Below are 25,179 nucleotides of genomic sequence, written 5' to 3'. Positions count from 1 at the left end.
AGACGTTCTCGACCCCTATGACATTCGTCCATTTGGAGGGACGTCAGCACCGCATAGCAGGACAACTACAGACGTCCTTGCTACCTTGAAGACGTCCCAAACTGTCACGAAGGGGTGGCCATGCCGAACCAACGCCTACGGGATTCGTTGCTGCGCAACGGTTTGGACTTCGACCACGTGGCCAAAGCCACCGGCGTGGACCCCAAGACGGTCGAACGCTGGGTCACCAGGGACAGGACCCCTTACCCGCGCCACCGGCACGCCATCGCGTCCCTCGTGAGGGAGACGGAGACCTACTTGTGGCCGGACGCCGTCGCGCCAGACACCAAGAAGGAGATCAACGAGTCCGAGGTGGTGCAGGTCTACGCACACCGGCACTCGATCAACCAAGACGTCTGGGCACACCTGCTCAGCCAGGCCAGGCTCAACGTCTCAGTCCTGGTCTACTCAGGAATGTTCCTCACGGACAACCCGGCCTTGATCCGCACCATGCGCCAGAAGGCAGAGGAAGGCGTCAAGATCCGCCTACTGCTGGGCGACCCAGCCAGCCGCGAGGTAGCCCGCCGCAGCGTGGAAGAAGGCATCGGCAAGGGCACCCTCGCCGCCAAGGTCCGCAACGCCCTCGCGTTCTTCAAGCCGCTGGCAAACAGCGGCCACGCCGAGATCAGGTGCCACAAGACCACTCTCTACAACTCGATCTACCGCTTCGATGACGAAATGCTGGTGAACACCCATGTGCACGGCTTCATGGCTGGTCACGCGCCTGTGCTGCACCTGCGCCGCCTGTCCGGTGGGGATCTGTTCGAGACTTACGCAGAGAGCTTCCAAGGCGTCTGGGATGGCGCGAAGCCATCGAAGTGGTAGGCAGTAGGTATGGCTCGCACTGATCACTACAACGACCCGAGTGCACCGAAGGCGACCACCATCGTCGTAGCGGTGACGGCGTTCGTCCAGGACGAGCACGGACAACTGTTGATGATCCGGCGGACTGACAACGACCTGTACTCGATCCCCGGCGGGGCGCAGGACGTCGGCGAGACCATCGGCCACACCGTCATTCGCGAGGTCAAGGAAGAGACCGGGATCGACGTCGAGCCCGTCGACATCATCGGCATCTACTCTGACCCTGCGCACGTCATTGCGTACACGGACGGCGAGGTGCGGCAGCAGTTCTCCATCTGCTTCCGGGCACGGCTGATCGGTGGCGAGCTGCGGACTAGCAACGAGTCAATCGAGGTCCACTGGGTAAGCCGAGGAGACCTCAACACACTCAACATCCACCCCTCCATCCAGCTTCGGATCGAGCACGGGTTCGAAGAGCGCTCAACCTCCTACTTCGCGGTGTAGTCGATCCCCGCCAAGCGCAGTGCCTTCTCTGTCCGCTCAGCAGCAGCAACAAGCTCCGACTTGGCCTGACGGATGAAGAACGTAACGAGGTCTTCAGGCCCGTACCGCTCCTGGATCTCCTCAATCCGACCGTGCACGTTCGTTGTGCCTCCATCTGGCGTGGTGGTCATATCTGCCCACCACAGGGCATCCCGAAGCATCGTCTGTTCGTCTGTCCACTGTGCGATCTCCGCGGTCAGATTGCGAAGCTCAGCTTCTCGATAAGCACAAGAGTGATGCGCTACGAGTGCACACAGTCGTGCCGGAAAGTCTTGATCTCGCAAGTAGTTCGCACCGTCAACAGGATGAAACCCTGTTACAGCAAGGTCGGGCGCGTACCCGACGTCATGCAGCAATGCTGCGGCAACGAGCAACTCTGCCTCCTCCAACGAGAAGAGCCGCGCTGCTTCAGCTGCACGCCGTCCGACACCTTGGACATGCGCCCAACGTTGCGGCAGGGCGGTCGCAAGTCGAGCGCAAGCAGTGTCCCTGGAGGCCGTGATCAGGCTCATACAACTGACCATACTTAGTTGGGCCAACGAAGATCAGACTAGGTACACTCGCCCGCGTGCTGGCGCCTGAGATCCTCGTTGCTGTGGAGAAGCGCCTCCGGCGAGACCACCGGGGACGTCGCACGGTCTATCGCCGCGAGTGGAGCATCGCCGCAGGAGCCACCCGCGTGGACATCGCAGCCATCAACGGGAAGATGACAGGCTGCGAGATCAAGAGCTCACGGGACAACTTTTCACGACTAGCATCCCAGGTAGAATCTTACAGCGCTGTCCTCGACACCGCAGTAGCTGTAATAGAAGGTGACAAAGCGGTTGAGCGAGTAAAAATGCTTATCCCTGACTGGTGGGGAATATGGCAAGCAATCGGTTCCTCAAAAGGCCCGCGAATCATAATTGTGCGACCGACAACAGGAAACCCCTCGCCAGATCCACTTGCTATCGCTCAACTAGTCCGACGCGATGAAGCATATAGCATATTGCGACGACAGGACCTCCACAGCGGCCTCCGAACGGCTACCCGATGGAAGCTCTGGAACACAATGGCTTCAGAGTTGCCCTTAAAAATCCTTCAGACCGAAGTACGCAATACTATCAAGGCTCGCCAAGAGTGGTGATACGGCCCACAACAAAGTCCAAGTGATGCACTGTGCCAATTTTGCGCCAGGTTGAGCCATTGCCCGGGCCATGCTCCCTTGGACTCGCAATTCGAGCGTCTGCGGTACCCAGTGCAGCCCCAGCAAACTCGGAGTGCATAGCAACCTGCTCGCATACTTCGTAGAACTGTTCGCTTCCGCGAGGATCGTTTTTCCTTCCCTTGAGGAAGAGCCAACGATCTCCCAAGGTGTACCGCAACTGTGGCGCAGGAGCGAACGGCGGCCCACTAACCAGAAGCGGGAAGGCAACCGAATAGTCCCCATAAATGGGAATCCTTGGCAACCTTCTGCGCCCACGTATCGCATCCCAAAGGGCAGCGTCGTAGCGCTGAAATTCAGATTGCACCCACGGCACGACCGAAGATAGATCGACCGGAAACGCTCCGGAAGTGACAATCACCCTCCGCCACTGTTCGACTTTCTCAAGCTCACGCAGTACGTCAAGAACTATTCGAGATCCACCGCGAACCGCAATGTCACCCTGCACGGAAGCAAGATCCAGGATGAGATCCGCTTGATCGCGACGGACGCTGACATCACCAAGAAGAGCAGTGATCGAAGAATCCAATTCTTCTGGATCTTCATCCATGTCTTCCATGCTGAGCCGCACTGCAACCCCGCAATCGTACTCAACTTGTAGATTTCTAACATCGGCGCGAGCCGAATCTCCATCAGAAAGCCTAGCAACGGGTATCGCGCCAATACCAAGAGAGCGCGCTTTAGCGGTTGCGTACATCGTCGCCCCCTGCCCGCTGGGCAACCTGATTCCCGCAGACAGGAAACCAGCGTCAACAATCAGCTCATTGCCACCCCAAACCTCAAGCTTTTTAGAGATTCGATCGACAGCGTCGCTTACCACTTGAGGGTCATCGACCTCAGAAGGCGCAATCTCAAGGACGGGCAAAATAGCTTTCCGTGTCGCAGGCTGAATCTCACTGAGTGCCGCAAGTTCAGCTTGACGCGCTTTCAAAACAGGAACATAAATAGGATCAGGCATACTTTCGCCTCCGCAAAACCGTATCGGGCTTCGACTCTCGCTCCACTACCTTCCTCCGAGGCGATCCCAATCTGACCTTCCCAGGTTCAAGTGGCGCTCCTACCGACTCATTGATAGAAGCAGACATATCACCATCGGCAGTCTCAGCCGCCATCGCGTCTAGGCGCTCAACAATCCACCGCCGAATCAGTGCACTCGGTGCCTCACCTACTCCATCCGCAAACTGGCGAAGCTCTTTCAGTCGAGAAACAGGGATGCGCACCGCGTACACCTGTGACGGATCTTCCGACCTCTTTCGCCCTCTTTGACCACGCGGAGGAGCAACTTCCCCTTGCTCCTCCGCTTCAGCACGTGCCTCGGCCTCGGCGGCTTCCCGCGCCAGCACGTCCCGCAAGCTCTCGCTCATCCGCCCTCCTCATAAGCCCTAATCTCACTAGCTTTTGCCGCCCAGGCCGTCGCACCCCACCACTCGACCTGGGGTGGATGATGCTTCGGAGCCACGACCACCGTCACGACGAACCCAGCCATCTCCGAGTAGCCGGTGACCTTCACCGTTAGCCCTGAAGTGCTGCCAGCAGACCGAACCCAACGCCGCTCGTCTTGACATGCTTCGGTTGCCCACTCCGTGTGGACGTTCCGTTCCTTCGCGGAGTCCTTTCGCTCTGACCTTCGAGCCGGATCATGATCGCCTACCTGCGACCAGTCCACATCCCCGAAAACAAGATCCGCATACACCACGCCCTCGTAGTCGTCTTCGCCCGCTGGCACGCCACCATCCTAGTTTACGTAATACGGAAAATCTAGTAGCTGATTTAGTGTATTACACCTTGCCACCAGACTTGCCGACCGGCAGCCGCACAGCCGCGCACAGGTTCTTGAGCTGGACTTTTGCCGAACTCGGCTCTACAGGATCAAGAGCGCCGCCTCCGGCGGCGCGTGCGGGCACGCTTGCGCTGGCAACTTGACCACATCCATCCCGGCACGCCCGGCATCCGCTTCGCTGCGCCGGGCGACCGGGTAGCGCGGAGCGCCGCGCTTGGACGCAGGGGCCGGGGCGACGTATCGAGCACGCCAGACCGTTCATCGGCAGCTTCCTACGAGCGCCAAGTGGTCACTCCGGAACTGGGCACGGCGCTCGACTGCCGCGACGGCTTCGCCGCCTTGCCACTGGACATGGCTGTGCTCAGGTACGCCGTGGCAGGCTAGGTCAGTGATGTCAGCCGGGCCGTCCAGATCCGACGTTGAGCGACAGTTCGTGCGCCTGCTCAGCGGGGAGGCAAGTCGCGACGAGATCGATCGCTGGTCTGGGCGTTTCGTCACTGAGGACTTCGACGTTACGGACGAAGGAGTCTGGACGGCGCTTGGCCGCCTCTTGGGAGTGGATCTCCGGCATGGCCCAGGTCTGCCTTACTGCATACCGATGAACAGGTTGCCGAGTGGCTTGCCGACTTCAGAGCGGGCAGCCCGCCAGCCTCACCAATGACACGGTGGCCAGCGGTGCAAGTACGGACTCCTGATGGACTGGCACCGTGGGCGGGAGGGTTGGAGGACCGCTCAACCGCAGGTCACGGGGTATGAGGAATCGCTTGCGCGATGGGCCTTCCGAAACCGTGTGTCGCAGGTTCGAATCCTGCCGGGAGTCCTCACCTTTCGCCGAGTGAATCAGGCTCTGAACAGCGGCAACGCGCTCAAGGCTTGATCTTTTCCAGGCCTCGGCGTCCATCACTGTGAGCCTAGACTTGCCCTGTTTGCCGCCGTTGCGAAACCATCTCGAAACAGATCCGTCCCGAAGACAGAGGACAGGCCAAGCCTCATTACCTGACCCCGCCTTGGCGGCAGCCTCAGTCTTGCCACCTGGCCAGCGTGAGTGCGGGAACGTCTCGGACCTAACCGAGATCTCAGGGGTGTCAGTAAGCCCGGGCCCACCGCACACCCACCGCCAGAGCAAGAGCGTTGTGAATGAGAAATGGACCGCTTAGGTCAAGTTCCGCGTAGTCCCTGCGATGATAGAAAGTCACATAGTCTTCAGATGCACCTTGCTTAACACTAGCAATCGCGCCCGCAAGGTAGAGTTGTCCCAGCACCTCATCCACCGCGAGGTCATTCTTTTCCAGCTTGGATGAAAAAACTTCAATAAACTGCTCCCTAGTGAAACCCCGACCGGGAAGCCTCGACATAGAGCTCACAACGTCACGAGCAACCCCGTCGCCGACCATTCCGACAAGCTCGTTCGACATCTCGCCCGCGAAATATTTTCTACAGTACCGATTTACGCCAGCACGAACCCGATCAACAGTCAATTCCTGCTCGGGATACAGCTCTACTTGAATGCTCTTCATAAGCATGATCATGTCTCGCGGCGTATTCCTGGTAAGATCAAGAAGGTACCTCGGCATACGAATACGTTTTGAAGCAGTGCGAGCACCGACCTCCATGTACTGCGGAAAGTACAAGTCGATCAAGCCGTCAATCTTGCTTCCCCTGGCAGCAACCTTCGCTTCCAGAAGACCCCAAATCTCTGAATCTTCCGGCGTATCCAAGCCGTAAGACCAGTCCAGCTCTACACCCCAGCCGTGCCGAATCTTGTTTGAGTCAGGAATTTGAATTTTCAGGAACACATCGCTTCGACACATTACACACAGTCGAACCATAGACCGAGCTTGCCGAAGCCGACGGTGAATCGCCGTTGCAGCACGCATGAGGGAACCGAGCTGCCTCCAGTAAGCGTTAGTACCGATTTCAGCGCTATCAAGCCCATCTAGCCCCAATATGTGCTGACTCTCAGTTACAGCATCACACACAACCTTTGCCAAAAAATCTCGAATCTGCACCAAATGAACACGCCTAGCCCCGTCTCCTTCAGTAGCGTACTCATAGATCTTTGGCACACTAAACTTGTGCTTCCTTTTTCGCACTTCCCCGATAACACTAGAAAATGTTCCACCAGCAATACCAGCGGCCGTCAATTCCTGATGCAAACTGACCATATCAAGGTCAGACTGAATAGATGATCCCTGATCACGCATCAAAGAATCGAAGAACTGGCACCAAATCCAGGAAGACCAAGCCATCTCGGTAACTTCAGAATCCGCCTCAGATACCGGGGAGACATCGGCCTTAAGCGCACCTCGCAACTCTCCAAGATCCCGCCGATCGACGAAAGTATCATACTTATCCTCCGCCGTTAACCTCATGTACTCCATGTAACTTGACTTGCCAATACCTTTAGGTCCGATCAACAGGAAGGCATTGCCACTCTTGATTTCACCAACCGCTCCTCTTGGATCATAGAAGCTCTTCACAAAGAGTTCTGGCCACTTGACGGCCTCATCTTCAGCTGCACCTTCACCGAAATACAAGCTTTTGAACGGGCGGAGCTTTGGCATCTAAGGCAACCACTTTCGTCAAGGCGGCAGCATTAAACCGATTGAACACAAACGACCGCTAAGACTACACCGCGTCGTACGATCATGCCTTGGGGGTCATACAGAAACGAAACACGATCGTTACATCGACTTGAGCACCTCGATGCGGTTGTTGATCATCTCTCGTTACCCATATATGCACTTCGCATAGATCTTGAGAAGCACCTCCACCTAGTGCCCAGCGCCCACCGCGATCTCTGTCGCTGGGATACCTCCGTTGAGCCAAAGCGATACGGCCGTGTGCCTCAGGTCGTACGGTCGCCCTGCGAGGGACGAAGCCACCCGTCAGGGTTCAGTGCGAACTCATGGCGTCTCGCCGGACTCAGTAGTAGGTCAAGGACGACACCACTCCACCGTTCGGCGACCAGAACAGTCGACCATTTGAGGCCACTCCGAAGCGGTCGATGTGGTCTCGAAGCCGCCGCACGTGAACAAGCGGAATCGGCACAGGCCGCACATCCTTCACGCTCCGATACTTCACCGCGTTGGTCGTGCACCTCCCCAGTACCCGTCCATCGTTTCCCGCCGACAGCCGAGACTCACTGAATATCAGCAACCCCCAGCCTTTATCGGGAAGGGTGCAGTCGTCCAGCTTGAGCCCAAGCCCTTCATCTGGCCGCGCCACCGCGTAGTAGCAGGTGGTAAAGAACGCTTTGACATGTGCGCCCCGATCCGCGTTCCTCCGCCCGGCATACGACACAGCTGTAAGCAGCTCCTCGATCTGCCGACGATTGGCCACCGCACGCGGGTCCACCGGCGCCACAAGCTTCGCGACCTTGCGCTTGATCCGGTTCAGTGGGTTGTCCGGGATTAACTCCCCTTCGACTGCCAACGCCAACAGGTTGAACAGCACCACGCACTTCCGCGAGTACACGGTTGCAGCCGCGGACTTGCCATCAAGCTTCGTAGCCAGCGCGTCAAGGGCGCCTCCGGCGGCGCATGCGGGCTGCTTGCGCCAGCAGCATGGCCACATCCGTCCCGGCACGCCCGGCATCCGCTCGCTGCGCCGGGCGACCGAGGACATGTTGACCCATGAGGCCGTTCGTCAGTAGCTCCCTATGAGCGTCCGTTGTCACTGCGGAATGGGTCATGGCGATCGACTGCGCGACGGCTTCGCCGCCTTGCCAACGGGGGATAGAGAGGCTCGGGATCGAGGGCCTGCGAGGGGTAGCAGGCGATCACCCGACTCACCAGGACGGCCACACCACCAGCAGCACCCCGTCAAGCCTGGGAGGCTTACCTTGACCCGATGCCGCTGCCCTGCATGAGCGGCTTCTGGTCGGGCCGACGGCCTAGGAGTAGCGGTTCGCGCAACGCGAAGCCATTACGAAACGGCTCGTCGTGCGGGAGGGCCCGTAGGCCGCTCGACCGCAGGTCACGGGGTACGGAAGACCGCTTGTGCGATGTGCCTTCCTAAACCGTGTGTCGCAGGTTCGAATCCTGCCGGGGGCACTCACCTTTCGCCGGGTGAATCAGGCCCTGAGCAGCGGCAACGTGCTCGGGGCTTGATCTTTTCGCGGGTGAGCCGTATGCCGCTGTCGTGGACTCGGTGACGGGGCGTGTTCGGGTGGTCAGGTTGGCTGTGATCGCACGTGGGTGATGTACGGCTCGTAGGCCGATAGGTCGTGGTGGGGTTCGTACGTGTGCAGGTAGTAGTAGTCGGCGATGATGTTGGCCTGTTGTTCGGTGTTGAAGTCGGTGAAGGTTTTTCCCCACAAGCCTTCTGGGCCGCCGTAGTCGTATAGGCCCTTCCTGAAGAAGCCCGCCAGCGCGGTTGGTATCAGGCTGAGGACGCTGTGTCCGTGCTAGTACTGGTAGGCGTGGGTCAGTTCGTGTACCAGCCAGCGTTCGTACCTGGCCTGGTGTTGGGGTGTGGTGAGGATGCCCTTGGGGAAGGTGACGAGGGTTGGCAGGGTGCGGGCTACGCCGAAGCTGCCCAGTAGGCCGCCTTCTGACAGGCGTAGTGCGCTGGTGTCCAGTGCGTCGCCGAACACCTCGCGGGCGATGTTGGCCTCGCGGGATTCCAAGCTGCGGCGAAATACCACGATCGGCTCCTGTTCGGGCATCGGAAAACCGATGGTAGGCAGGGTGTGTCGTGATCGCTTGGCGGCAGACAGGCGGGGGCTGGGGTTGGGGCGGCTGGGCCGTGGATCGGTGGGCATGGGGGCGGTCCACGTCAACGGTGTCGGTGGTCGCGGAGGTCGAGGCGACGCAGTTCGTGGACGCGGTCGAGCGGGGTGTGGAGTCGGTTTGGGATCTGGTGGAGATCGTTGAGGTGGTGGTTGTGGGCTGATGTGGTGTTGCGTGTTGTCTTGGGGTGGTGGAGAGCATGGTGGTTGATTTGGGGGACACGTACTCGGTGTTCGTGGTGACCAGGCCCAAATAGGGAAGGCCCCAGGCTGTGGTGCCTGGGGCCTTCGGGGCCCTGGCAGGCCGCTGGGGGTCGGGCTGCCAGGAAGTGCGGGTACTACGTCTTCTTGTTGTAGTCCTTCAGGTCACCCATGAAGCCTTCGTTCTCCTTCTTGCTGGCCACGTCGGGCGCCATTTCCTTCCACAGTTCGTGGGCAAGGTGGAGCAGGGTGCCGGTGGCGAAAGCCTTGCCACCGATGTTGACGGTGCCACCTGGCGCCGCCAGTTCCTCGAAGTTCTTCACCCAGCGGGTGATGTCGGCCGCCTCCTGCGGCGTCTTGTTGTACGGCGGACCGGTGAGCTTGGACTGGAGCTTGCCCTCGCCGATCTTGCCTAGCTGCTCCATGCCGTCCTTGCGGCCGTTCTTGATCTTGGTGGCGAAGTCCTTGATGTCCTGCATCGACCACTTGGGCGGCTGCGTGGCAGGGGGCTTCGTCACCGGGCCGCCCGAGGGCGCCGGGTCCGGGGGCTTCGGCGGGGGCGTGCTGCCGCCGGGGATCTCCGGTGGCTTCGACACCGGGGCGCCCGAGGGCGTGGTGGTGCCGTCCGGGGGCTTGGGCGGTGGCGTGCCGCCGCCGGGGATCTCCGGTGGCTTGTTGACCGGAGCACCGGCGGGAACCGTCGTGTCCGGCGGCTTGGGCGGCGGGGTGCCGCCACCGGGGATCTCCGGTGGCTTGTTCACCGGCGGGGCCGGTGGCGGGGTCGACGGCGGCTTCGGCGGAGGCGTACCGCCGCCAGGGATCTCCGGCGGCTTGTTCACCGGCGGAGCGGGTGGCGTCTCCGGGGGCTTGGGCGGAGGCGTGCCACCGCCGGGGATCTCCGGCGGCTTGTTCACCGGAGCACCGGCGGGAACCGTCGTGTCCGGCGGCTTCGGCGGCGGCGTACCGCCACCGGGGATCTCCGGCGGCTTGTTCACCGGCGGAGCAGGTGGCGTCTCCGGCGGCTTGGGCGGCGGTGCGCCCGCGCCCGGAACCTCCGGTGGCTTGTTGACCGGAGCACCGGCAGGCACCGTCGTGTCCGGCGGCTTCCCGCCGGGGGCACCGGGAACGTCCGGCGGCTTGCTGTTCGGGAGGTTCACCATGGGGATGTCGTTCGGCTTGCCCGCGCCGCCGCCCTTGCCGAAGCGGCCCGCGTCGTCGCCGACCTTGCCCAGCGCCTTGGTGAGCTGGCCCGCCGCGGCCTTGTTGGCCGTGAACAGGGACTTGAGGTTGGTGATGTGGCGCAGGCAGCGGCCGACCGCCTCCAGCGCGGTGGCCACGGCGACGCCGACGAACGCGACGATCGAGGCGCCGAACGTGATCGGGGCCAGACCGGCGGCGACCAGGGCGCCACCGATCAGGTTGCCGATGAGCATGGCGATGATGTCGCGCACCAGCGAGCGGAACGCGGTCAGGCACGCGCCCATCGTGGACATGATCTCGGCGAGGCCGTTCATGCCGAGGCCGATCGCCAGGAGCTCGTCGGAGACCTGGGCCATGCTCTTCTTGAACGCGTCGGCGGTCGCGCCGGTCCAGCTCTCGAGCTTCTTCAGGGCCTCCACGTGGTTCGTGGCGAGGTCCTTGTACTTGTCGGCGTCTTCCTTGATCTTCGCGGTTTCCTGCCGCACCGCGATGTTGTCGCCCATGAGCAGGTCGAGCGGCTCGCGGAGGAAGTACAGGTGGTCGATGAGCCAGCCGACGCCCGCGCCGAGCAGTGCGCCCAGCGGGTTGAGGACGGCGCCGACGACGTCGAACGCGAGTCCCACGCCGTACGCGGCCATCGCGGCCTCGTTGCCGTCCTTGCTGGCCTTGACCAGGCCGGCGATGGTGTCCGCCATGCCCGCGCCGGAAAGGCCGTCGGTCCACTCCGTGCCTTCGCCGAACCCAGGGGTCAGCGTGAGGCCGGGGATCTTGTCAGCCATTACTCACCCCTTGAACCCTTCTGAGATGGTCTGATCGGTGTCCCGGTACTGCTGGGCCGTCAACTTGGTGTTCTCCTTGGCGGTGCCGAGGGAGGTCGAGTACTTGCTGATGGCGTCCTTGGCGTCCGGGAGCTGGTTGAGGCGGATGTGGAAGGTCCACACCTGACCGACGATGCCCCAGACCAGCGGGTGGAACGCGACGTTGTCGATGGCGGTCTTCGACTCCGCGACCTTGTCCACGATCGCCTGCAAGTTCGTCGCGAACGTGTCGAGGTCGTCCGGCTTTACCTCGTAGCCAGCGGCCATGTCTGCCCTCTCTCGGTGAGCGCTGGTGGTCCACCCGCGGGGTTCACCACGGGTGGTTCTCGTCTTCCTCGAAGTCGGGCTGCCCACGGTTGGGACGCGCCGGGGGTGGCGGTGGTTGTGCCGGTGGCGGCGGGAACGGCTGGTGCGCGGGCGGTTGCGGCGGCATCGGGGGCCGCGGCGGGTAGGGCTGTTGGTGCTGCGGCGGGTAGAACTGCTGTTGGGGGTGCTGCTGCGCCGCGGGCGGGGGCGGCGGCGGGGGCGGGTCGTCCAGCGCGTCGACGGCTTCGAGGTCGCGCTCCTCGAACTCGTCCTCGTCGTCCTCCTCGGGCGGCAGGTAGCTCCGCACGAGGTCCATCGACTCGGTGCCCGTCCCCATGGGGGCGAACGCCTCCATCATCTTCGCCGACGCCGCCTGCTGTCCCTTCCGGACGGCCTCCATGATCGACGCGGTGAGCTTGCCGGGGTTCATCCCCGCGGCCCGCTGGGTCAGCTCCAGGTTCTGCAACGCCCCCGTGGGCGCGATGGTCACCTTCACCGCGCCGTCGTTCGACGTCACGGTGGCGCTGGCCGTCGCGAGGTTCTCCGCCAGGTCCTCGGACTTCTGCTTGAGGTCGGCGAGCCTCGCCTGCATGTCGTTCATCCACTGATCCGGATCCACGTTCTTCATCCGGTTCGCGTCAATCGGGCCCAGCGGGTCCACTTCTTACCTCTCCGGTCGGTCAGGGGCGGGTGAAGATGACGGTCTCTTCCTTGGTCTGCACGTCGATCGCGATCACCCGGTTCACGTTCGGGTTCTGCTGGAGGATCGGGAACTCGGTCATGTGGAACACGTTGTCCGGGCGCCTGGCCGGGCCCAGCAGCACGTAGACGTCACCGCTGGAGCCGTGCGCCAGGCTGGCGGACACGCTGTCCCACACCGCTTTCCCCTCGGGGCTGGTGTTGCCCCACCCCGGCAGCTTGATCGCCTTGTCGTCCAGCGTGCCTTCGAGGGTGTTGCGACCGTCGGCCTTGCCCATGTACTCGGCCTCGTTCATCACCGACACCCGGTTGCCGTCGGAGTCGTACACGCTGCCCGACCAGAAGAACGCGCCGTCCTCCTTGGTGGACAGGATGTTGCGCAGGTTGTCGATCCACTTCTGGCTCTGCTCCGGCGTGAGGCTCGACAGGTCGGCCCACGGCTTGCCGTCGATCGTCGTGGCGGGCCAGGCACCGTCGGCCTTGGGGCCTCCGGACTCCGGCAGGTTCGCGCCGCCGGGGTAACCCCTCGGGTCGAGCAGGTCGAGGATGTTCGGCGGGGCCTTGACCGGCGCGACCGGCGGTGGCGTCGGGGACTCCCCCGGCACCGGCGGGACGAACGGCGCCTTCGGCGGAGCGGGCTCGGCACCACCCGTGACGACCGGCGGCGCGGCGTCGCCCTTCGGGTTAAAGCCGGGGACGCCCGAGTGCGGCGGCGGGGCAACGGGCGGCGCGGGCGGCGACACCGGTGGCTTGGGCGACGGCGGGTTGGCGTCCCCGATGGGGCGCAACGAGTCCGCCGCGGGCGGCGTGGGCGAGAAGATGCCCTGGGGTGGACCGGCCACGCCCGGCACGTTGGGGACCGATCCCGGCCGAGGACCGGCGGGCGGCCACATGGCGGACACCGTGGTGTCCTTCGTGACCGGCGGGGCGACGGGCCCCTTGCCGCCGGGCGCGCCGGGCATGATCGGGACCGACGAGGGCTTGGGACCGGACGGCGGTGCCGCGGACACGGTGGTGTCCTTCGAGACCGGCGGCGCGGGATTTCCCTTGGGGCTGGGCATGCCCGGCACCGCGCCGATGGGCGGCATGGCACCGACGGGCGGGGGCGCCAGGGGCGGCATCGCGCCCGGCGTGCCGGGGATGTTCGGGGGCGGCGTGATCGGCGGCGCGGGCGGGGGCGTCGCGGCGGTCGTCGTGGTGGTGTCCGCGTTGCCGGGCGGCGGGGTGAACGACGAGACCGGCGGACCCGTGGGCGACGGCGAGGCGGGTGGCGGCGTTGCGGTCGCGCCAGGGGGCGGGGTGAAGGACGACACCGGTGGGCCGTCGGGGGTCTGCGCGGCGGGCGGCGGTGCGGCCGGGGAGCCGGGAACCGGGTCCACCTTGGACACCTGCGGACCTTCCGGGGTCGGCGGAGCGACCGGCGGAGCGGCGGGCGAACCGGGCACGGGGTCCACTTTGGACACCTGCGGGCCGTCCTGGGTCGGCGGGGCGGGTGGCGGTGCGGCCGGGGCGCCGGGCACCGGGTCCACCTTCGACACCTGCGGGCCGTCCTGGGTCTGCGGCTTCGGGGCCGGGCCGGGGCTGCCGTTCGGGTTCTTCGCGCCGGAGTCCGGGACGATCTTGGCGAACTGGTCGGCGATGAACTGGTCCGTCTTGTGGTGCGTCTCCGCGGTCGCCTTCAGGCCGTCGTTGACCTTGGCCATCGTCGCCGCGGCCTCCTTGGCCTTGCCGACCGAGTTCGAGTTGGAGCCGTTCACCGCGGCCGCCATCGGGATGCCGAACATGCCGAGGGCGTTGAAGGCCAGCGTCTGCGACGACAACTGCGCCGAAACCCCTTCGTAGCGGGATTCCAGGTCGTTGGCGTGCTTCTGGAGCGTCGCGATCGACGACTCGCCGAGCGAGAAGCCCGCGGTCCCGGTCGGGCCGGTCGGCGCCGACGGCGGAGGGGGCGGTGGCGCCGCAGGCGGCGTGCTGCCGGGATTGGTGTTCGTGTTGGTGTCCGGACTGCCTGGTCCTGAGCGCGCCATGTCGAACCTTCGAGGTCGCAGGGGAAGTGGGAGGAGGGGGCTAGGCCGTGGCCTTGTCGACGGCCTTGTCGACCTGGTTCTGGGCCTTCCACGACTCGTAGCTGACCTCCGCCACGTCCGCGGCGCCCTCGAAGCGCTTCCAGCCCTTGCCGACGTTGTCGGTGATCTCGTCCAGGTTCTTGATCCGGCCCATCTGCCGGGACATGGCCCCGACCAGCCGCGCGATGCGCGAGGCGATGTTCACGCCCAGCGCGACGGCCTTGCCGACCGCAACACCGACGAACGCGACGATGGAGGCGCCGAACGTGAAGAACGCGGCCGCGGCGGCGGCGATGGCGCCCGCCAGCAGCGAACCGAGCAACTGGGCGATCAGGTCGCGGATGATGTCGCGCAGCACCGAGACCAGCACGCCGCAGATCGCGACGATCTTCGCCTTCTTCTCGACCGCGCCCGCCAGCGCGTCCAGTTCCTGGCCCAGCGTCTCCATGTTGGCCTTGAACGCCTCGGACGACTGGCCGGTCCAGCCCTGCGGCTGCGCCAGGGTGTTGCGGTGGGTCTCGGCCAGCACGGCCATCTCCGCCGCGGTCTTCTTCGTCGCCTCGACGTTGGCCTTGATCTCGTCCGGGTCGCCCATGAGCTGGTCGAGCGGTTCCTTGAGGAAGCTCACGTGCTCGATCAGCCAGCCGATGCCCGCGCCGAGGAGGGTGCCGAACGGGTCGATCGCGAGCATCGCCGTCGACGACGCCGCGCCGATCGCGGCGAACGTGATGTCCAGCACCTGCTCGGTCTCCGACTCGGCGTCCTTGCCGACCGACTCGATCAGGTCGGCGTAGGCGGAGATGAACAAGGAGCCCTTGAACTTGTTCTCCTCGGTGATCTCCATGCCGGGGGGCGAATCGACCATGATCAGGACCTTTCCGGGGAACAGGGGTGGTGACAGGACCGGGGGCGTCGAGCGCCGCGGCGGCGGTCGGTCACCAGGGGTGGTTCTCGTCTTCTTCGAGGTCCGGTTGACCGCGCGCGGGACGAGCAGGCGGTGTCGGCTGCGCGGGGGCCGGGGGCACGAACTGCTGGTAAGCAGCCGGCTGCGGCGGCGCGGGCGGGCGCGGCGGGTAGGACGGCGGCGGCGCGGACTCCTCGTCCAGGGCGTCGACGGCCTTGAGGTCGCGCTCTTCGGACTCCTCTTCACCTTCGTCCTCCTCCTGCGGCAGGAAGCTCTGCACGAGGGTCGTGGACTCCACGCCCTCGCCGAGGGGGGCGAACGCGTCGAGCATCTTCGCCGACGCCGCCCGCTGCCCCCTCCGAATGGCTTCCATGATCGACGCGGTGAGCCTGCCGGGGCTCATGCCCGCGGCGCGCTGCGTCAGCTCCAGGTTCTGCAACGCGCCGCTGGGCGAGATGGTGACGTTCACGGCGCCGTCGTCCGACGTCACCGCGACAGTGGCCGTCGCGAGGTTCTCCGCCAGGTCGGCGGACTTCTGCTTGAGGTCGGAGAGCCTGGTCTCCACGTCCCTCAGCCACTGATCCGGGTCCACGTCTTCCCTCTCGTGTCGAACAGGCTCGGCAGGCCGCGCGTCAGACCGTCGCGAGCACCGAGTCGATGCGACTCGCGATCCGCTCGTTGTCGGTCGGAGACAGGCTGAGCCAGCCGTTCTCGCGGACCATCAGGTAACGCCCCTGCGGGGTGTCGAACCAGTTGATCAACACCCCGGCGCGCTCGGTGCGGTACCGGTTGCCCCCGCGGCTGGTGACGCCGAACTGCCCACCGGCCACGCGGTTCTCCGCCAGCTCGCTGATCACGGAAGCGTCCTGCTTGGACAGTCCCGCGCGCTGGAGCGCCTGCTTCTCGTCCAGGTCCTCGTCGCCCCACGGGTCGTCGGACTCGTCCGGCTCGTCGTGGATCGCCACGGCGGAGGCCAACGTCTCCAGCCTCAGCGACAGCGCGCTGCCCGGACCGGCGGAGCCGTCGGTCAGCACCCCCACGATGGACTTCGCCAGCGACGTCGGCCTGACCTCGACGAGACCGATCTGGTCCTCGTCGACGACCGCGAGCACCGCCTGGCGGCCGTCGGACGCCGCGACGGCCCGGACGGGCCGCTGCTCCAGGTTGGCCACGGCGTCGACCGCGACCTCGTGGTCGCCCAGCAGCCGCAGGAGGTCCTGGAGCCTGCGGTCGTTCGCCAAGCCGCGCTGCGCCAGGCCGTCCAGCACGTCCAGCCGCAGCCGCGCCCGCTCCTCCATCGTGCTGCCGAGGCTCGGGGTGTCCAGCGGGTACGGGATCCTGCCGAGTTCCAGGTCGTGCCAGAGCACGTCCAGCTCAGCGGGGCTCAGCAGGAACTCCGGGGTGATCAAGACTGCTCACCGCTCTTCTTCTTCGGCTTGACCCCGCCGATCACCGACGGCGGCAGGTTCTCACCCGGCACGTCGAAGAGGTCGCCGCCCATGATGTACGACGCGGACTTGCGCTCCTTGTCCTCCTCGGTGCGCCCGCCCGCGCCCATCGGGGCGCCACCCATCGGGGCACCGGCCATGCCCGCGGCACCCGCGGCACCAGCGGCGCCGAGGGGGAACCCGCCGGTCGGCATCGGGCCACGCCCGCCGGGGGGCACGACACCGGTCGAACCGCCGGTGGCACCACCGACACCGGCACCGGAACCACCGACACCGCCGCCCGAGCCGCCGCCGAAGGCACCGGCTCCCGCGCCACCGCCGAAGCCACCCGCGCCGACCCCGCCGCCGCCACCACCCACGCCGCCGCCACCGAAGCCGCCTGCACCACCGCCCGCGCCACCGCCGCCAACGCCGCCGAAGCCACCCGGGCCGCGTCCGGTCGAACCGCCGATGCCCTCGATCGGCACACCGGGAGGCCTCGAACCGGGGGCGCCGAGGTAACCGGCAGGGTTGCCTGCAGAACCGGGGGCAGGATTGCGCGAAGGGGCAGTGCCCTTCCCGCCGTTGCCCGAAAAACCACCGCCGTAGCCGGTGCCGCCCCCGCCGTAGCCGGACGAGTCGCCGAAGCCACCGCCCGCGCCACCACCGCCGACCACCGGCGGGTGGTACCCGTTCGCGACGGGGATCGACGCGGCCACGTCCGAGGCGCTGGTCGTCCCCCTGGGACGGCCGAACTCGTCGACGTCGTCGTTGGAGAACCCGCCGCCGGTGCTCTTGGAGCCGCCCGAGTAGGCACCGCCACCACCCGCGAAGCCACCGCCGCCCGCGAAGCCGCCACCGGCACCGGAGCCACCAGAGCCACCGGAGTACCCGCCGGAACCCGCGCCGCCGCCGTACGAGCCCGCGTCGAACGACGTGCCGGGCACGACGGGCGGGGCCATCGCGGCCGCCGCGGCCGTGGTCTGGCCGCTCGCGTACGCGTCCTGTTGAGACACACCGGCGTCCATGCCCTGGAGCGCCTGCCGCGACTGCATGTCGCCCGCTTGCAGGGTGCCTACGGCGGTCCCCTGCGTGCCCGTCATCGCCAGGCCGTCGACCGCACCGCCAGCCGTGGGCGCCTGCACGCTGCGCAGCGCCACCATCTGGGGTTCTTCGGTGCGACCCGTCGTCGGGTTGAACGGAGCGGTGAACACCGGCGTCGACTGGTCGATGGCGCGGGAGCTGGACTCCATGTTCGTCATCACCGTGACGGCCAGTTCCTTCGCCGCCTGCGACTTCGCGCTGGCGGCCTGGATGTCCGCCGTGGACGCGAGCAGCGTGGAGATCCCGCCGCCGACCATGACGCCGGTCGAGCCGCTCCAGGAGAAGTCGACCGGTTCCGGCATGCTCGCCCGCGCGTCCTGCATGACCCGGCCCTGGTCGGCGACCCGGTCGCCGACCTGGCCCGCCGTCTGCGCGGTGCCGGAGATCCAGTCGGACAGCTTCTTGACGGCGATCCGCGCGCCGTCGGCCGAGTCACCGGTCCAACCGCTCTCGGTCGCCACGATGCGTTCCGTGATGACCTGCGCCGACTCGGCCAGCTCGGTGGCGAACTGGGCCCACTCCGCGCTGATCTCGCCGGACTGGCCGGGATCGTTGTTGATGTGCACGGACTCGTAGAGCGTGCGGTGGGAGTGCGAGTCCCAGTTCTGCGTGTCCGTGAGGACGGGGACCGGGTCGACCTCGGGAGTCATGGTGCGGTGCGCCTCTCGCCTCAGATGCCTTCGAGCTTGGTCAGTGCGGCACGGTGGTCTTCGTCGACCTGCTGGTACTTGGTGATGGCCGCGCTGACCTGGTCGTGCGTGTCCTGCAAGACGGTGCGGTACGCGGACATGACGTTCACGAACGAGTGAGGTTCACCCTCGGCGCGGCCCTCGAACTTCGAGGCCATCGCGTCGCCGACGGGGTTCGCGCCCAGCGGGGCGGGACGCGCCAGCCTGCCCGCGCGGGCGAGCCAGGAGTCGACCTGCTCGACCTGCTCGAGCAGCAGCTTCCGCAGCTCCTCGCCCGTGGCCGGGTCCAGCAGGACCTTGCCGGACTTGATGTTCTCGCTCAACTCGATAGCTTGACCGTTGATGGTCGGGGTCGGGGGTGGGGCGTCGGTGATCGGGGGTGAGGCGTCATTCGTGTTCTGCATGCGGGTGTCCCCCTGCGGGCACGGTTCTCCGGTGGTGGGTCCAGCTTCCGTTGAACCGCCAACGCCCCACCAACGTGTCTCCAACGCGCGGTCGGTGGGTTCGGCTGTGCCAATATTGCGTCAGCACTTCATCTATGGCCGATAGGATTTCCGGATGCGGGTGAACCTGCTCGGCACTGTTGAGCTCGTTTCCGCTGGCAGTGACCCGGTTCAACTGGGTGCCGCGAAGCGCCGCACGGTGCTCGCGGCGCTGGCGCTCGAACTCAACCGGGTCGTCTCAGGTGATCGGCTCCTGGCACTCGTCTGGAATGGTTCACCGCCGCCGCAGGCGAAGGCGGCCCTCCAGGGGCACGTCGCCCAGTTGCGCAAGGTGCTCGGACCGGGGCTGGACCTGGTCACGCGCGCGCCCGGCTACCTGCTGGAGGGCGAGCGGAGCGCGGTCGACGTCTTCGTCTTCGAGGACCTGGTGCGCGACGCCCGCGAAGCGGACGACCAGGCCGCCGTCGAGCAGTTGACCGCCGCGCTGAAGCTGTGGCGCGGCCCGTTCCTCACCGACGTGCCGTCGCCGGGGCTCGGCGAGGCGACGGCGGCCAAACTGGAGGAACTGCGGCTGGTGGCCGTCCAGGACATGGCCGAGCGGCTGCTGCGCCTTGACCGTCCTACCGAGGCGGTGGCCGCGCTGGCACCGCTGGCCGAGGGCTACCCGCTGCGCGAACCGCTGGTGTCCAAGCTGGTCGTCGCCCTGCACCGCGCCGGACGGCAGGCCGAGTCGCTCGACCTGTTCCACCGCACGCGGAAGCGGCTGGTCGACGAGCTGGGTGTCGACCCCGGCCCCGAGCTGCGAGCCGCCTACCAGTCCGTGCTGGCCGTCGAGGCGTTGCCGGAGATCACCGGCGGCCCCGCTCAGCTCCCGCGCGAGCACCGCGGGTTCGTCGGGCGCGACACCGAACTGGCGGACCTCGACGACTGCCTGACCGGGCAGGACTCCGCGATCGGCCTGCTGGTCGGGCCGCCGGGCGTCGGCAAGACCGCGCTGGCGCTGCGCTGGGCCCACCGGGTCGCGTCGGAGTTCCCCGACGGCCAGCTCTTCCTCGACCTGCGCGGGTTCGACGAGACCGAGCCGGTGGACCCGCGCACGGCGCTGATGGGATTCCTGCGCACGCTGGGGCTGGCGGACTCGCAGATCTCCACCGACCTGGACGAGCAGGCGGCCCAGTACCGGTCGCTGCTGGCGGACAAGCGGGTGCTGGTCGTGCTGGACAACGCCCGGTCGGTCGGGCAGGTCAGGCCGCTGCTCCCCGGCTCGGCGCACTGCCTCGTGCTGGTCACGAGCAGGCACGGGCTCAACGACCTGGTCGTCACCGAGGGCGCCTCCGTCGTGCCCGTTGCAACGTTGGAGAAATCCGCCGCCGCCGACCTGCTCGTCGGGATGCTGGGACGGCGGCGCACCGACCTGGAGCCGGAGGCGACCGCGGAACTGGTCGAGCTGTGCGACCGGCTGCCGCTCGCGCTGCGCATCGCCGGGGCCCGCCTGACCTCCCGTCCACGCTGGACGATCCGGTCGCTCGTGGACGAACTGCACGACGAGCAGAGCAGGCTCGCCGCGCTGTCCCTGCCCGAAGCCCGGCGGGGCGTGCGGGCCGCGCTGGCCGTGAGCTACCGCGAACTCCCCGAGGGCGCTGCCCGGATGTTCCGCCGCCTCGGCCTGCACCCCGGCACCGACCTCGACTGCTACGCCGCCGCCGCGCTGCTGGACATCAACGTCGCCACCGCCCGCACCCACCTGCGCACGGCGGCCTACGCGAACCTGCTGCACGAGTCGACGCCCGACCGGTACTCCCGGCACGACCTGGTCCGGCTGTTCGCCCGGCACCTCGTCATCACCGAGTCCGGCGAGGACAACGCGATCAGCACCGAACGGCTGCTCGACTACTACCTGCACGTCGCCGACACCGCCCGCGCGCACCTCGCCGACCACGTACGGCCGTTCGGCGACCCCGTCCACCCTCCCGCGAGCTTCCCGGTGCTCACCTCGCACAACGAGGCCGTGCGGTGGTTCACGCTGGAGGAGGCGAACCTCCGGCTGGTGCTGGAGATCGCCGCCAACAGCCGCCAGCACGAGCGGACGTGGAAGCTCGCGCTGTGCCTGGACGCGTTCTACTTCCGGCGCGGCAACCGGGTCGACCGGCTCAACGCGTTCCGCGTCGGCCTGCACGCCGCTCGCGCGCTCGACGACGAGCACGCGGAGGCGACGCTGCTGCTGCGCATGGGCGCCACCCTCGCCGACCTCGGACGGCTGGAGGACGCCGTGTGGGAGAGCTCACGCGCCGTGCAGCTCGCCGCGGGCGACCCGCACCTCCAGTGCGCCGCGCTCGACAGCCTCGGCTACTGCCTGCTCGCCGCGGGCGAGTACGAGAAGGCTCGGGACCGGGCCACCGAGGCGCTGACCATCGCCCGCGACATCGGCGACGTCCGCGCGCAGGCCACGGTGCTGAACAACCTGGCGAACGTGCTGCTCGGGATGGACGAGGCCGAGGAAGCGCTCCAGTGCATGAAGGAAGCGCTGTGGCTGCTCGCGTCGGTGGCGCTGTCGACGTCGCACGTGACCGCGCTGCACACCGCCGGGTCGGCGCTGTGGCAGCTCGGGCGGACCGCGGAGGCCCTCCAGTTCCAGGTGGACGGCCTGGAACTCGCCGAGGAACTGGGTGACCAGTACCAGGCGGCGGCGTGCCACCGGGCCATAGGGGACGCGCTGGAGCAGATCGGCGGGATCCACGTCGCCACACCGCACTGGCAGTCGGCGGCGCGGCTCTACCGGGAACTCCGGCTCGCGGACGCGGAGGAGTTGACGGCGAAGCTGGCGCGCCGCGAACCCGCGGCGGGCTAGGCCGTCAGAGGGTGCCGGTGAGCGCTTGCAGCCCGAGGCTGCCCGCCGCCACGGCCAGCCACAGCAGGACGCCGAGCAGCAGCGGGCGGGCACCCGCGCGGCGGAGGTCGTCGGGGCGCAGCGACAGGCCGAAACCCGCGAGTGCCGTGGTGATCAGGAACGGGCCCAGTGCCGAGAGGCCCGCCGGGAGGACGCCGAGGCTGCCGAGGACGACCGCGGCGATGAAGCCGAGCAGGAACGGCGGGACCAGGCGATGCCACGGCAGCGCGCCGCGGCGGTTGGCCCGGATCGCCAGGACCGTGACGATCGGGACCAGCGTCAGCGTCCGGGTCAGCTTCACGACCAGCGCGTACTCCCCCGCGTCACCCCCGTAGGCGTACGCGGCGGCGACGACGGACGACGTGTCGTTGATCGCCGTGCCCGCCCACAGGCCGAACGCGTGCGGGCTCAGGCCCAGCAAGTGGCCGAGCGGCGGGAAGAGCAGGACGGCGGCGATGTTGCAGGCGAAGATCGTGCCGAGCGCGTAGGCGACGTGGGTCTGCTTCGGCTTGATCACGGCGGTCGTGGCGGCGATGGCCGACGCGCCGCAGATGCCCGTGCCGACGCCGATGAGGGTGCGGGTGTCGCCGCGGACGTGGAGGAGCCCGCCGAGCAGCCAGGCGCCGCCGAGCGCGATGGCGAGGGTGCCGAGCAGGACGGGCAGCGACTCGGTGCCGACCTGGATCACCTGGCGCACCTGGAGCCCGGTGCCGAGGACCACGATGGACAGTTGCAGGACCGTGGTGGACGCGGCGGCGTAGCCGGGGGTCAGGCGGGGGTCGCGCAGGGGCTTCCAGAGGGTGGCGGCGAGCGTGCCGAGCACGATCGCGAAGACCGGGCCGCCGACGACCGGGACCAGCCTGCCCAGCCCGGTGGCTACGGCGGCGATCCCCAGTGCGAGGAGGAGGCCGGGTGCCGTGCGCAGGAGGCGGGACTCCCTCGTAACCAGCACCGTTCACCCCTCAATGTCCGTACCGGGAAAGTACGATATGTACGGACATTTCTCAACCGGTAGCGTTCGGCCCGACCCGAGGAGGGGACATGGCGCTCGACCGCGGCGGATCGACGCCGCTGTGGCGGCAACTGCAACGCGAGCTGCTGACCCGCATGGAAGCGGGCGAGTTCACCGACCGGTTCCCCGGCGAGCTGGCGCTGGTCGAGCACTACGGCGTGAGCAGGCACACCGTGAGGCAGGCGTTGAGCGGGTTGCGGGCCGACGGGGTGGTCGTGGCCGAGCGTGGCCGTCGCCCGCGCGTCGCGGCACCACCGGAGATCCAGCAGCCGATGGGTGCGCTGTACAGCCTGTTCGCGTCGGTTGAGGCGTCCGGGTTGGCGCAGCGGAGTGTGGTGCGCAGGCTCGACGTGCGGGCGGACGCGGTGGTTGCCGAGCGGCTGGACTTGGAGGGGTCCGCCCCGCTGGTGTACCTCGAACGGTTGCGGCTGGCGGGTGGGGTGCCGTTGGCGCTGGATCGTGTTTGGTTGCCCGCGGATTTGGCTGCGCCGTTGGTGTCGGCGGACTTCACGCACACGAGTTTGTACGCGGAGCTGCGGGAGCGGGCCGGGGTGCGGCTGGATCGTGGGCGGGAGGATGTGCACGCGGTTGTGCCGACCGCGGCGGAGCGGGGGTGGTTGGAGTGTCCGGTGGGGGCCGCGGCGTTTTCGATCAACCGGTTGGGGTTTGCCGAGGGGAGGGCGGTGGAGTGGCGGCACACGGTGGTGCGGGGGGATCGGTTCGCGCTCACGGCCGACTTCTCGGCGCATGCGGGGTATCAGTTGGTCGGGTCTTCTCGGTAGGGGTGGGTGGGGTCCGGAGGGGGAGACCCCGATGCGCGAGTGTGTCGATGCCCGCTGGGGTTTGTCAAGGCGGGAAAGATGCCTTGACAAACCCCAGCGGGCATGACGTGCGCTGGAAATCGGGGTCCGGCCGGGGGTGGGGTTGGAAGGGCTGACGGAGCGCTTGGGTGGGGTGGTGTGCCGGTTGAGGCCGGGGGCCCAGTCGGGGACGTTGCGTGAGGCTGGGGGCCGGTTGGGGCCGGGGGCCCAGTTGGGATGTGCGGGTGGGCCCGGGGCGGGTTGAGGCCGGGGGCCCAGTTGGGGGCGTCGCGTGAGGTCGTGTGCCGGTTGAGGCCGGGGGCCCGGAAAGATGCGCGGGTGGGTCCGTGTGACGGGCAATCGGCTGGGAGCTGTCAGCCTTGTGACAGCAGAAAAGGGCGTGAGGGAGTGGAACTGCCCCTCACGCCCCTCTGACGTTGTCCGTCAGTAGCCCTGGTAGCCGCCGCCTACGCTGATCGATGCCAGGCCGGGGTGGCCTTCGAAGCCGCCGTAGCGGTCGTAGGTGTAGCGGACGCCGGCGATGATGTTGTCCACCGGGTTGAAGATGTCGTTGTGGCCGGGCAGTTTGTGGGCGTTGAACGTCGAGTCGATGCACTGCATCAGACCCTTTGACGGGGTGCCCTTGGCGGCGTTGGAGTCCCAGTTGTTCACGGCGTTCGGGTTGCCGCCGGATTCCTTCTGGATGATCAGGTAGATCTCGTCGACGCTGTTCTCGTCGATGGCGGTGCCGTTCGCGGCGAGGATGGTGATGGCCTCGCGGATCCAGCCCTCCACCTGGCGCTGGTGCGGGGACTTGCCCGCGTCGGCCTTCTCGCGGGCGATGCGGGCCTCTTCGGCCTTGCGGTTCGTCTCGACCTGGTCGGCTGCGGACTTGCCGACCGTCTGGAACTGCTGGATCGCCTGGCGCTTGTCGAGCTGGAGGAGCTTGCCGACCTCGATCGCGGGGTTGGCGATCTGGATCGTCTTCAGCGACGCGGTCTTCGCGTGGACGTCGGAGGAGAGGGTCTGGATCTCCGGGCTCGCGGACAGGTCCATCGCGGCGCCGGAAGCTGGGCCGCCGACCTTGGTCATCGCGTTGGCGGCGGCACCCGCGCCGGCTAGCACGCCCGCGGCCACGACGAACGCGGAGACCTTGGTGCCGAGGGGCGCCCAGTCGGTTTCCACGCGGTGCGAGGCAGGACGGGAAGCGACTGCGGCCGCTGGCTGGGGAGCGACCGTGTAGACGGTGCGCCCAGCGGCTTTTCCATGCCGGGACAAACGATCCTCCTGCGTCGGGGAGTTCGGCCGAGAGGACTCCTGGCGGGGGATCCAGGTGGAGCCGCTTCGGGGGGCGACTGCCGTGTCCATTCAGTGACCGAACCGTGACCTGCGGCCGGGAACGTAACCTGATGTCACTGCCTAAGGCAACCGGTCGACACCCTATAGGTGACGCTCGTCACGTTTGACCTAGGGTCCACTACTGAGCGTGCGTCGACCCTCCACGACCGGAAGATCGCCGTT

General features: G+C 66.7%; 23 protein-coding genes and 1 pseudogene. 6 read left to right on the top strand and 18 right to left on the bottom strand.

What is annotated here, in order from left to right; translation table 11 throughout:
- Positions 1-120: 120 nt before the first annotated feature.
- Positions 121-864 (top strand): DUF5919 domain-containing protein, encoded by a 744-nt coding sequence (locus NZH93_RS19560; RefSeq protein ID WP_259624551.1) that lies wholly within the window; start codon positions 121-123, stop codon positions 862-864.
- Between the two features lie 9 nt (positions 865-873).
- Complete coding sequence (locus NZH93_RS19555) at positions 874-1,347, top strand: NUDIX hydrolase (protein WP_259624550.1); 474 nt, start codon at positions 874-876, stop codon at positions 1,345-1,347.
- Here the strand turns inward: NZH93_RS19555 and NZH93_RS19550 are convergent.
- Positions 1,332-1,898 (bottom strand): HD domain-containing protein, encoded by a 567-nt coding sequence (locus NZH93_RS19550; protein ID WP_259624549.1) that lies wholly within the window; start codon positions 1,896-1,898, stop codon positions 1,332-1,334. The genes NZH93_RS19555 and NZH93_RS19550 overlap by 16 nt on opposite strands.
- A gap of 56 nt (positions 1,899-1,954) precedes the next feature.
- On the opposite strand from NZH93_RS19550, the gene NZH93_RS51260 reads away from it, so the two are divergent.
- On the top strand, positions 1,955-2,512 hold the full coding sequence (locus NZH93_RS51260; protein WP_372506702.1) for a sce7726 family protein: 558 nt from the start codon (positions 1,955-1,957) through the stop codon (positions 2,510-2,512).
- On the opposite strand, the gene NZH93_RS19545 is transcribed toward NZH93_RS51260, so the two are convergent.
- Both NZH93_RS19545 and NZH93_RS19540 read right to left on the bottom strand, forming a co-directional pair.
- Positions 2,490-3,548 carry a beta family protein gene (locus NZH93_RS19545; RefSeq protein WP_259624548.1) on the bottom strand — a complete coding sequence of 353 codons (1,059 nt, stop codon included), beginning with the start codon at positions 3,546-3,548 and terminating at the stop codon, positions 2,490-2,492. The genes NZH93_RS51260 and NZH93_RS19545 overlap by 23 nt on opposite strands.
- Positions 3,549-3,950: 402 nt before the next feature.
- On the bottom strand, positions 3,951-4,316 hold the full coding sequence (locus tag NZH93_RS19540) for a hypothetical protein (protein ID WP_259624547.1): 366 nt from the start codon (positions 4,314-4,316) through the stop codon (positions 3,951-3,953).
- Positions 4,317-4,761: 445 nt separating this feature from the next.
- On the opposite strand from NZH93_RS19540, the gene NZH93_RS51460 reads away from it, so the two are divergent.
- A complete protein-coding gene (locus NZH93_RS51460; RefSeq protein ID WP_505011378.1) occupies positions 4,762-5,031 on the top strand; it encodes a YxzC family protein in 270 nt (89 codons plus the stop codon).
- Between the two features lie 424 nt (positions 5,032-5,455).
- Here the strand turns inward: NZH93_RS51460 and NZH93_RS19535 are convergent, their stop codons facing one another.
- The 13 genes from NZH93_RS19535 to NZH93_RS19475 all read right to left on the bottom strand — a co-directional run bounded on the left by NZH93_RS19535 (position 5,456) and on the right by NZH93_RS19475 (position 18,920).
- Positions 5,456-6,934, bottom strand: a complete 1,479-nt coding sequence (locus NZH93_RS19535) for a P-loop ATPase, Sll1717 family (RefSeq protein WP_259624546.1) — start codon at positions 6,932-6,934, stop codon at positions 5,456-5,458.
- Between the two features lie 361 nt (positions 6,935-7,295).
- Positions 7,296-7,997, bottom strand: coding sequence for a site-specific integrase (locus NZH93_RS19530; protein ID WP_259624545.1), 702 nt, complete (start codon positions 7,995-7,997; stop codon positions 7,296-7,298).
- 547 nt (positions 7,998-8,544) lie between these two features.
- Positions 8,545-8,691, bottom strand: a complete 147-nt coding sequence (locus tag NZH93_RS19525; protein WP_259624544.1) for a hypothetical protein — start codon at positions 8,689-8,691, stop codon at positions 8,545-8,547.
- 87 nt (positions 8,692-8,778) lie between these two features.
- Positions 8,779-9,039 carry a hypothetical protein gene (locus tag NZH93_RS19520; RefSeq protein WP_259624543.1) on the bottom strand — a complete coding sequence of 87 codons (261 nt, stop codon included), beginning with the start codon at positions 9,037-9,039 and terminating at the stop codon, positions 8,779-8,781.
- Positions 9,040-9,440: 401 nt separating this feature from the next.
- Positions 9,441-11,282, bottom strand: a complete 1,842-nt coding sequence (locus NZH93_RS19515; RefSeq protein WP_259624542.1) for a hypothetical protein — start codon at positions 11,280-11,282, stop codon at positions 9,441-9,443.
- A 3-nt stretch (positions 11,283-11,285) separates the two neighbouring features.
- The gene (locus NZH93_RS19510) at positions 11,286-11,588 is read right to left on the bottom strand and encodes a hypothetical protein (RefSeq protein ID WP_259624541.1); all 303 of its coding nucleotides are present in this window, start codon (positions 11,586-11,588) and stop codon (positions 11,286-11,288) included.
- Between the two features lie 43 nt (positions 11,589-11,631).
- On the bottom strand, positions 11,632-12,228 hold the full coding sequence (locus NZH93_RS19505; RefSeq protein WP_259624540.1) for a YbaB/EbfC family nucleoid-associated protein: 597 nt from the start codon (positions 12,226-12,228) through the stop codon (positions 11,632-11,634).
- A gap of 79 nt (positions 12,229-12,307) precedes the next feature.
- On the bottom strand, positions 12,308-14,353 hold the full coding sequence (locus NZH93_RS19500) for a hypothetical protein (RefSeq protein WP_259624539.1): 2,046 nt from the start codon (positions 14,351-14,353) through the stop codon (positions 12,308-12,310).
- Between the two features lie 40 nt (positions 14,354-14,393).
- Positions 14,394-15,257, bottom strand: a complete 864-nt coding sequence (locus NZH93_RS19495; RefSeq protein WP_259624538.1) for a WXG100 family type VII secretion target — start codon at positions 15,255-15,257, stop codon at positions 14,394-14,396.
- Positions 15,258-15,327: 70 nt separating this feature from the next.
- Positions 15,328-15,888, bottom strand: a complete 561-nt coding sequence (locus NZH93_RS19490; RefSeq protein ID WP_259624537.1) for a YbaB/EbfC family nucleoid-associated protein — start codon at positions 15,886-15,888, stop codon at positions 15,328-15,330.
- A 40-nt stretch (positions 15,889-15,928) separates the two neighbouring features.
- Positions 15,929-16,705: an ESX secretion-associated protein EspG gene (locus NZH93_RS19485; protein ID WP_259624536.1), complete on the bottom strand. Its 777-nt coding sequence runs from the start codon at positions 16,703-16,705 to the stop codon at positions 15,929-15,931.
- Positions 16,702-18,477: a PPE domain-containing protein gene (locus tag NZH93_RS19480; protein ID WP_259624535.1), complete on the bottom strand. Its 1,776-nt coding sequence runs from the start codon at positions 18,475-18,477 to the stop codon at positions 16,702-16,704. The genes NZH93_RS19485 and NZH93_RS19480 overlap by 4 nt, the downstream gene beginning before the upstream one ends.
- Before the next feature lie 20 nt (positions 18,478-18,497).
- A complete protein-coding gene (locus NZH93_RS19475) occupies positions 18,498-18,920 on the bottom strand; it encodes a hypothetical protein (protein WP_259624534.1) in 423 nt (140 codons plus the stop codon).
- 154 nt (positions 18,921-19,074) lie between these two features.
- Between NZH93_RS19475 and NZH93_RS19470 the strand changes: the two genes are divergently transcribed.
- Positions 19,075-21,807 (top strand): AfsR/SARP family transcriptional regulator, encoded by a 2,733-nt coding sequence (locus tag NZH93_RS19470; RefSeq protein WP_259624533.1) that lies wholly within the window; start codon positions 19,075-19,077, stop codon positions 21,805-21,807.
- Between the two features lie 4 nt (positions 21,808-21,811).
- On the opposite strand, the gene NZH93_RS19465 is transcribed toward NZH93_RS19470, so the two are convergent.
- Complete coding sequence (locus NZH93_RS19465; RefSeq protein WP_259624532.1) at positions 21,812-22,798, bottom strand: YeiH family protein; 987 nt, start codon at positions 22,796-22,798, stop codon at positions 21,812-21,814.
- An 89-nt stretch (positions 22,799-22,887) separates the two neighbouring features.
- Here NZH93_RS19465 and NZH93_RS19460 point away from each other — a divergent pair, with 89 nt between their 5' ends.
- Positions 22,888-23,640 carry a GntR family transcriptional regulator gene (locus tag NZH93_RS19460; RefSeq protein ID WP_259624531.1) on the top strand — a complete coding sequence of 251 codons (753 nt, stop codon included), beginning with the start codon at positions 22,888-22,890 and terminating at the stop codon, positions 23,638-23,640.
- Positions 23,641-24,102: 462 nt separating this feature from the next.
- On the opposite strand, the pseudogene NZH93_RS19455 reads toward NZH93_RS19460, so the two are convergent.
- Positions 24,103-24,468: pseudogene (locus tag NZH93_RS19455) on the bottom strand (transglycosylase SLT domain-containing protein); the annotation flags it as partial.
- Positions 24,469-25,179: the final 711 nt, after the last annotated feature.

It is taken from the genome of Umezawaea endophytica (assembly GCF_025061645.1).
GTDB lineage: Bacteria > Actinomycetota > Actinomycetes > Mycobacteriales > Pseudonocardiaceae > Umezawaea > Umezawaea endophytica.
This window is presented reverse-complemented; position numbering and strand designations above follow the sequence as displayed.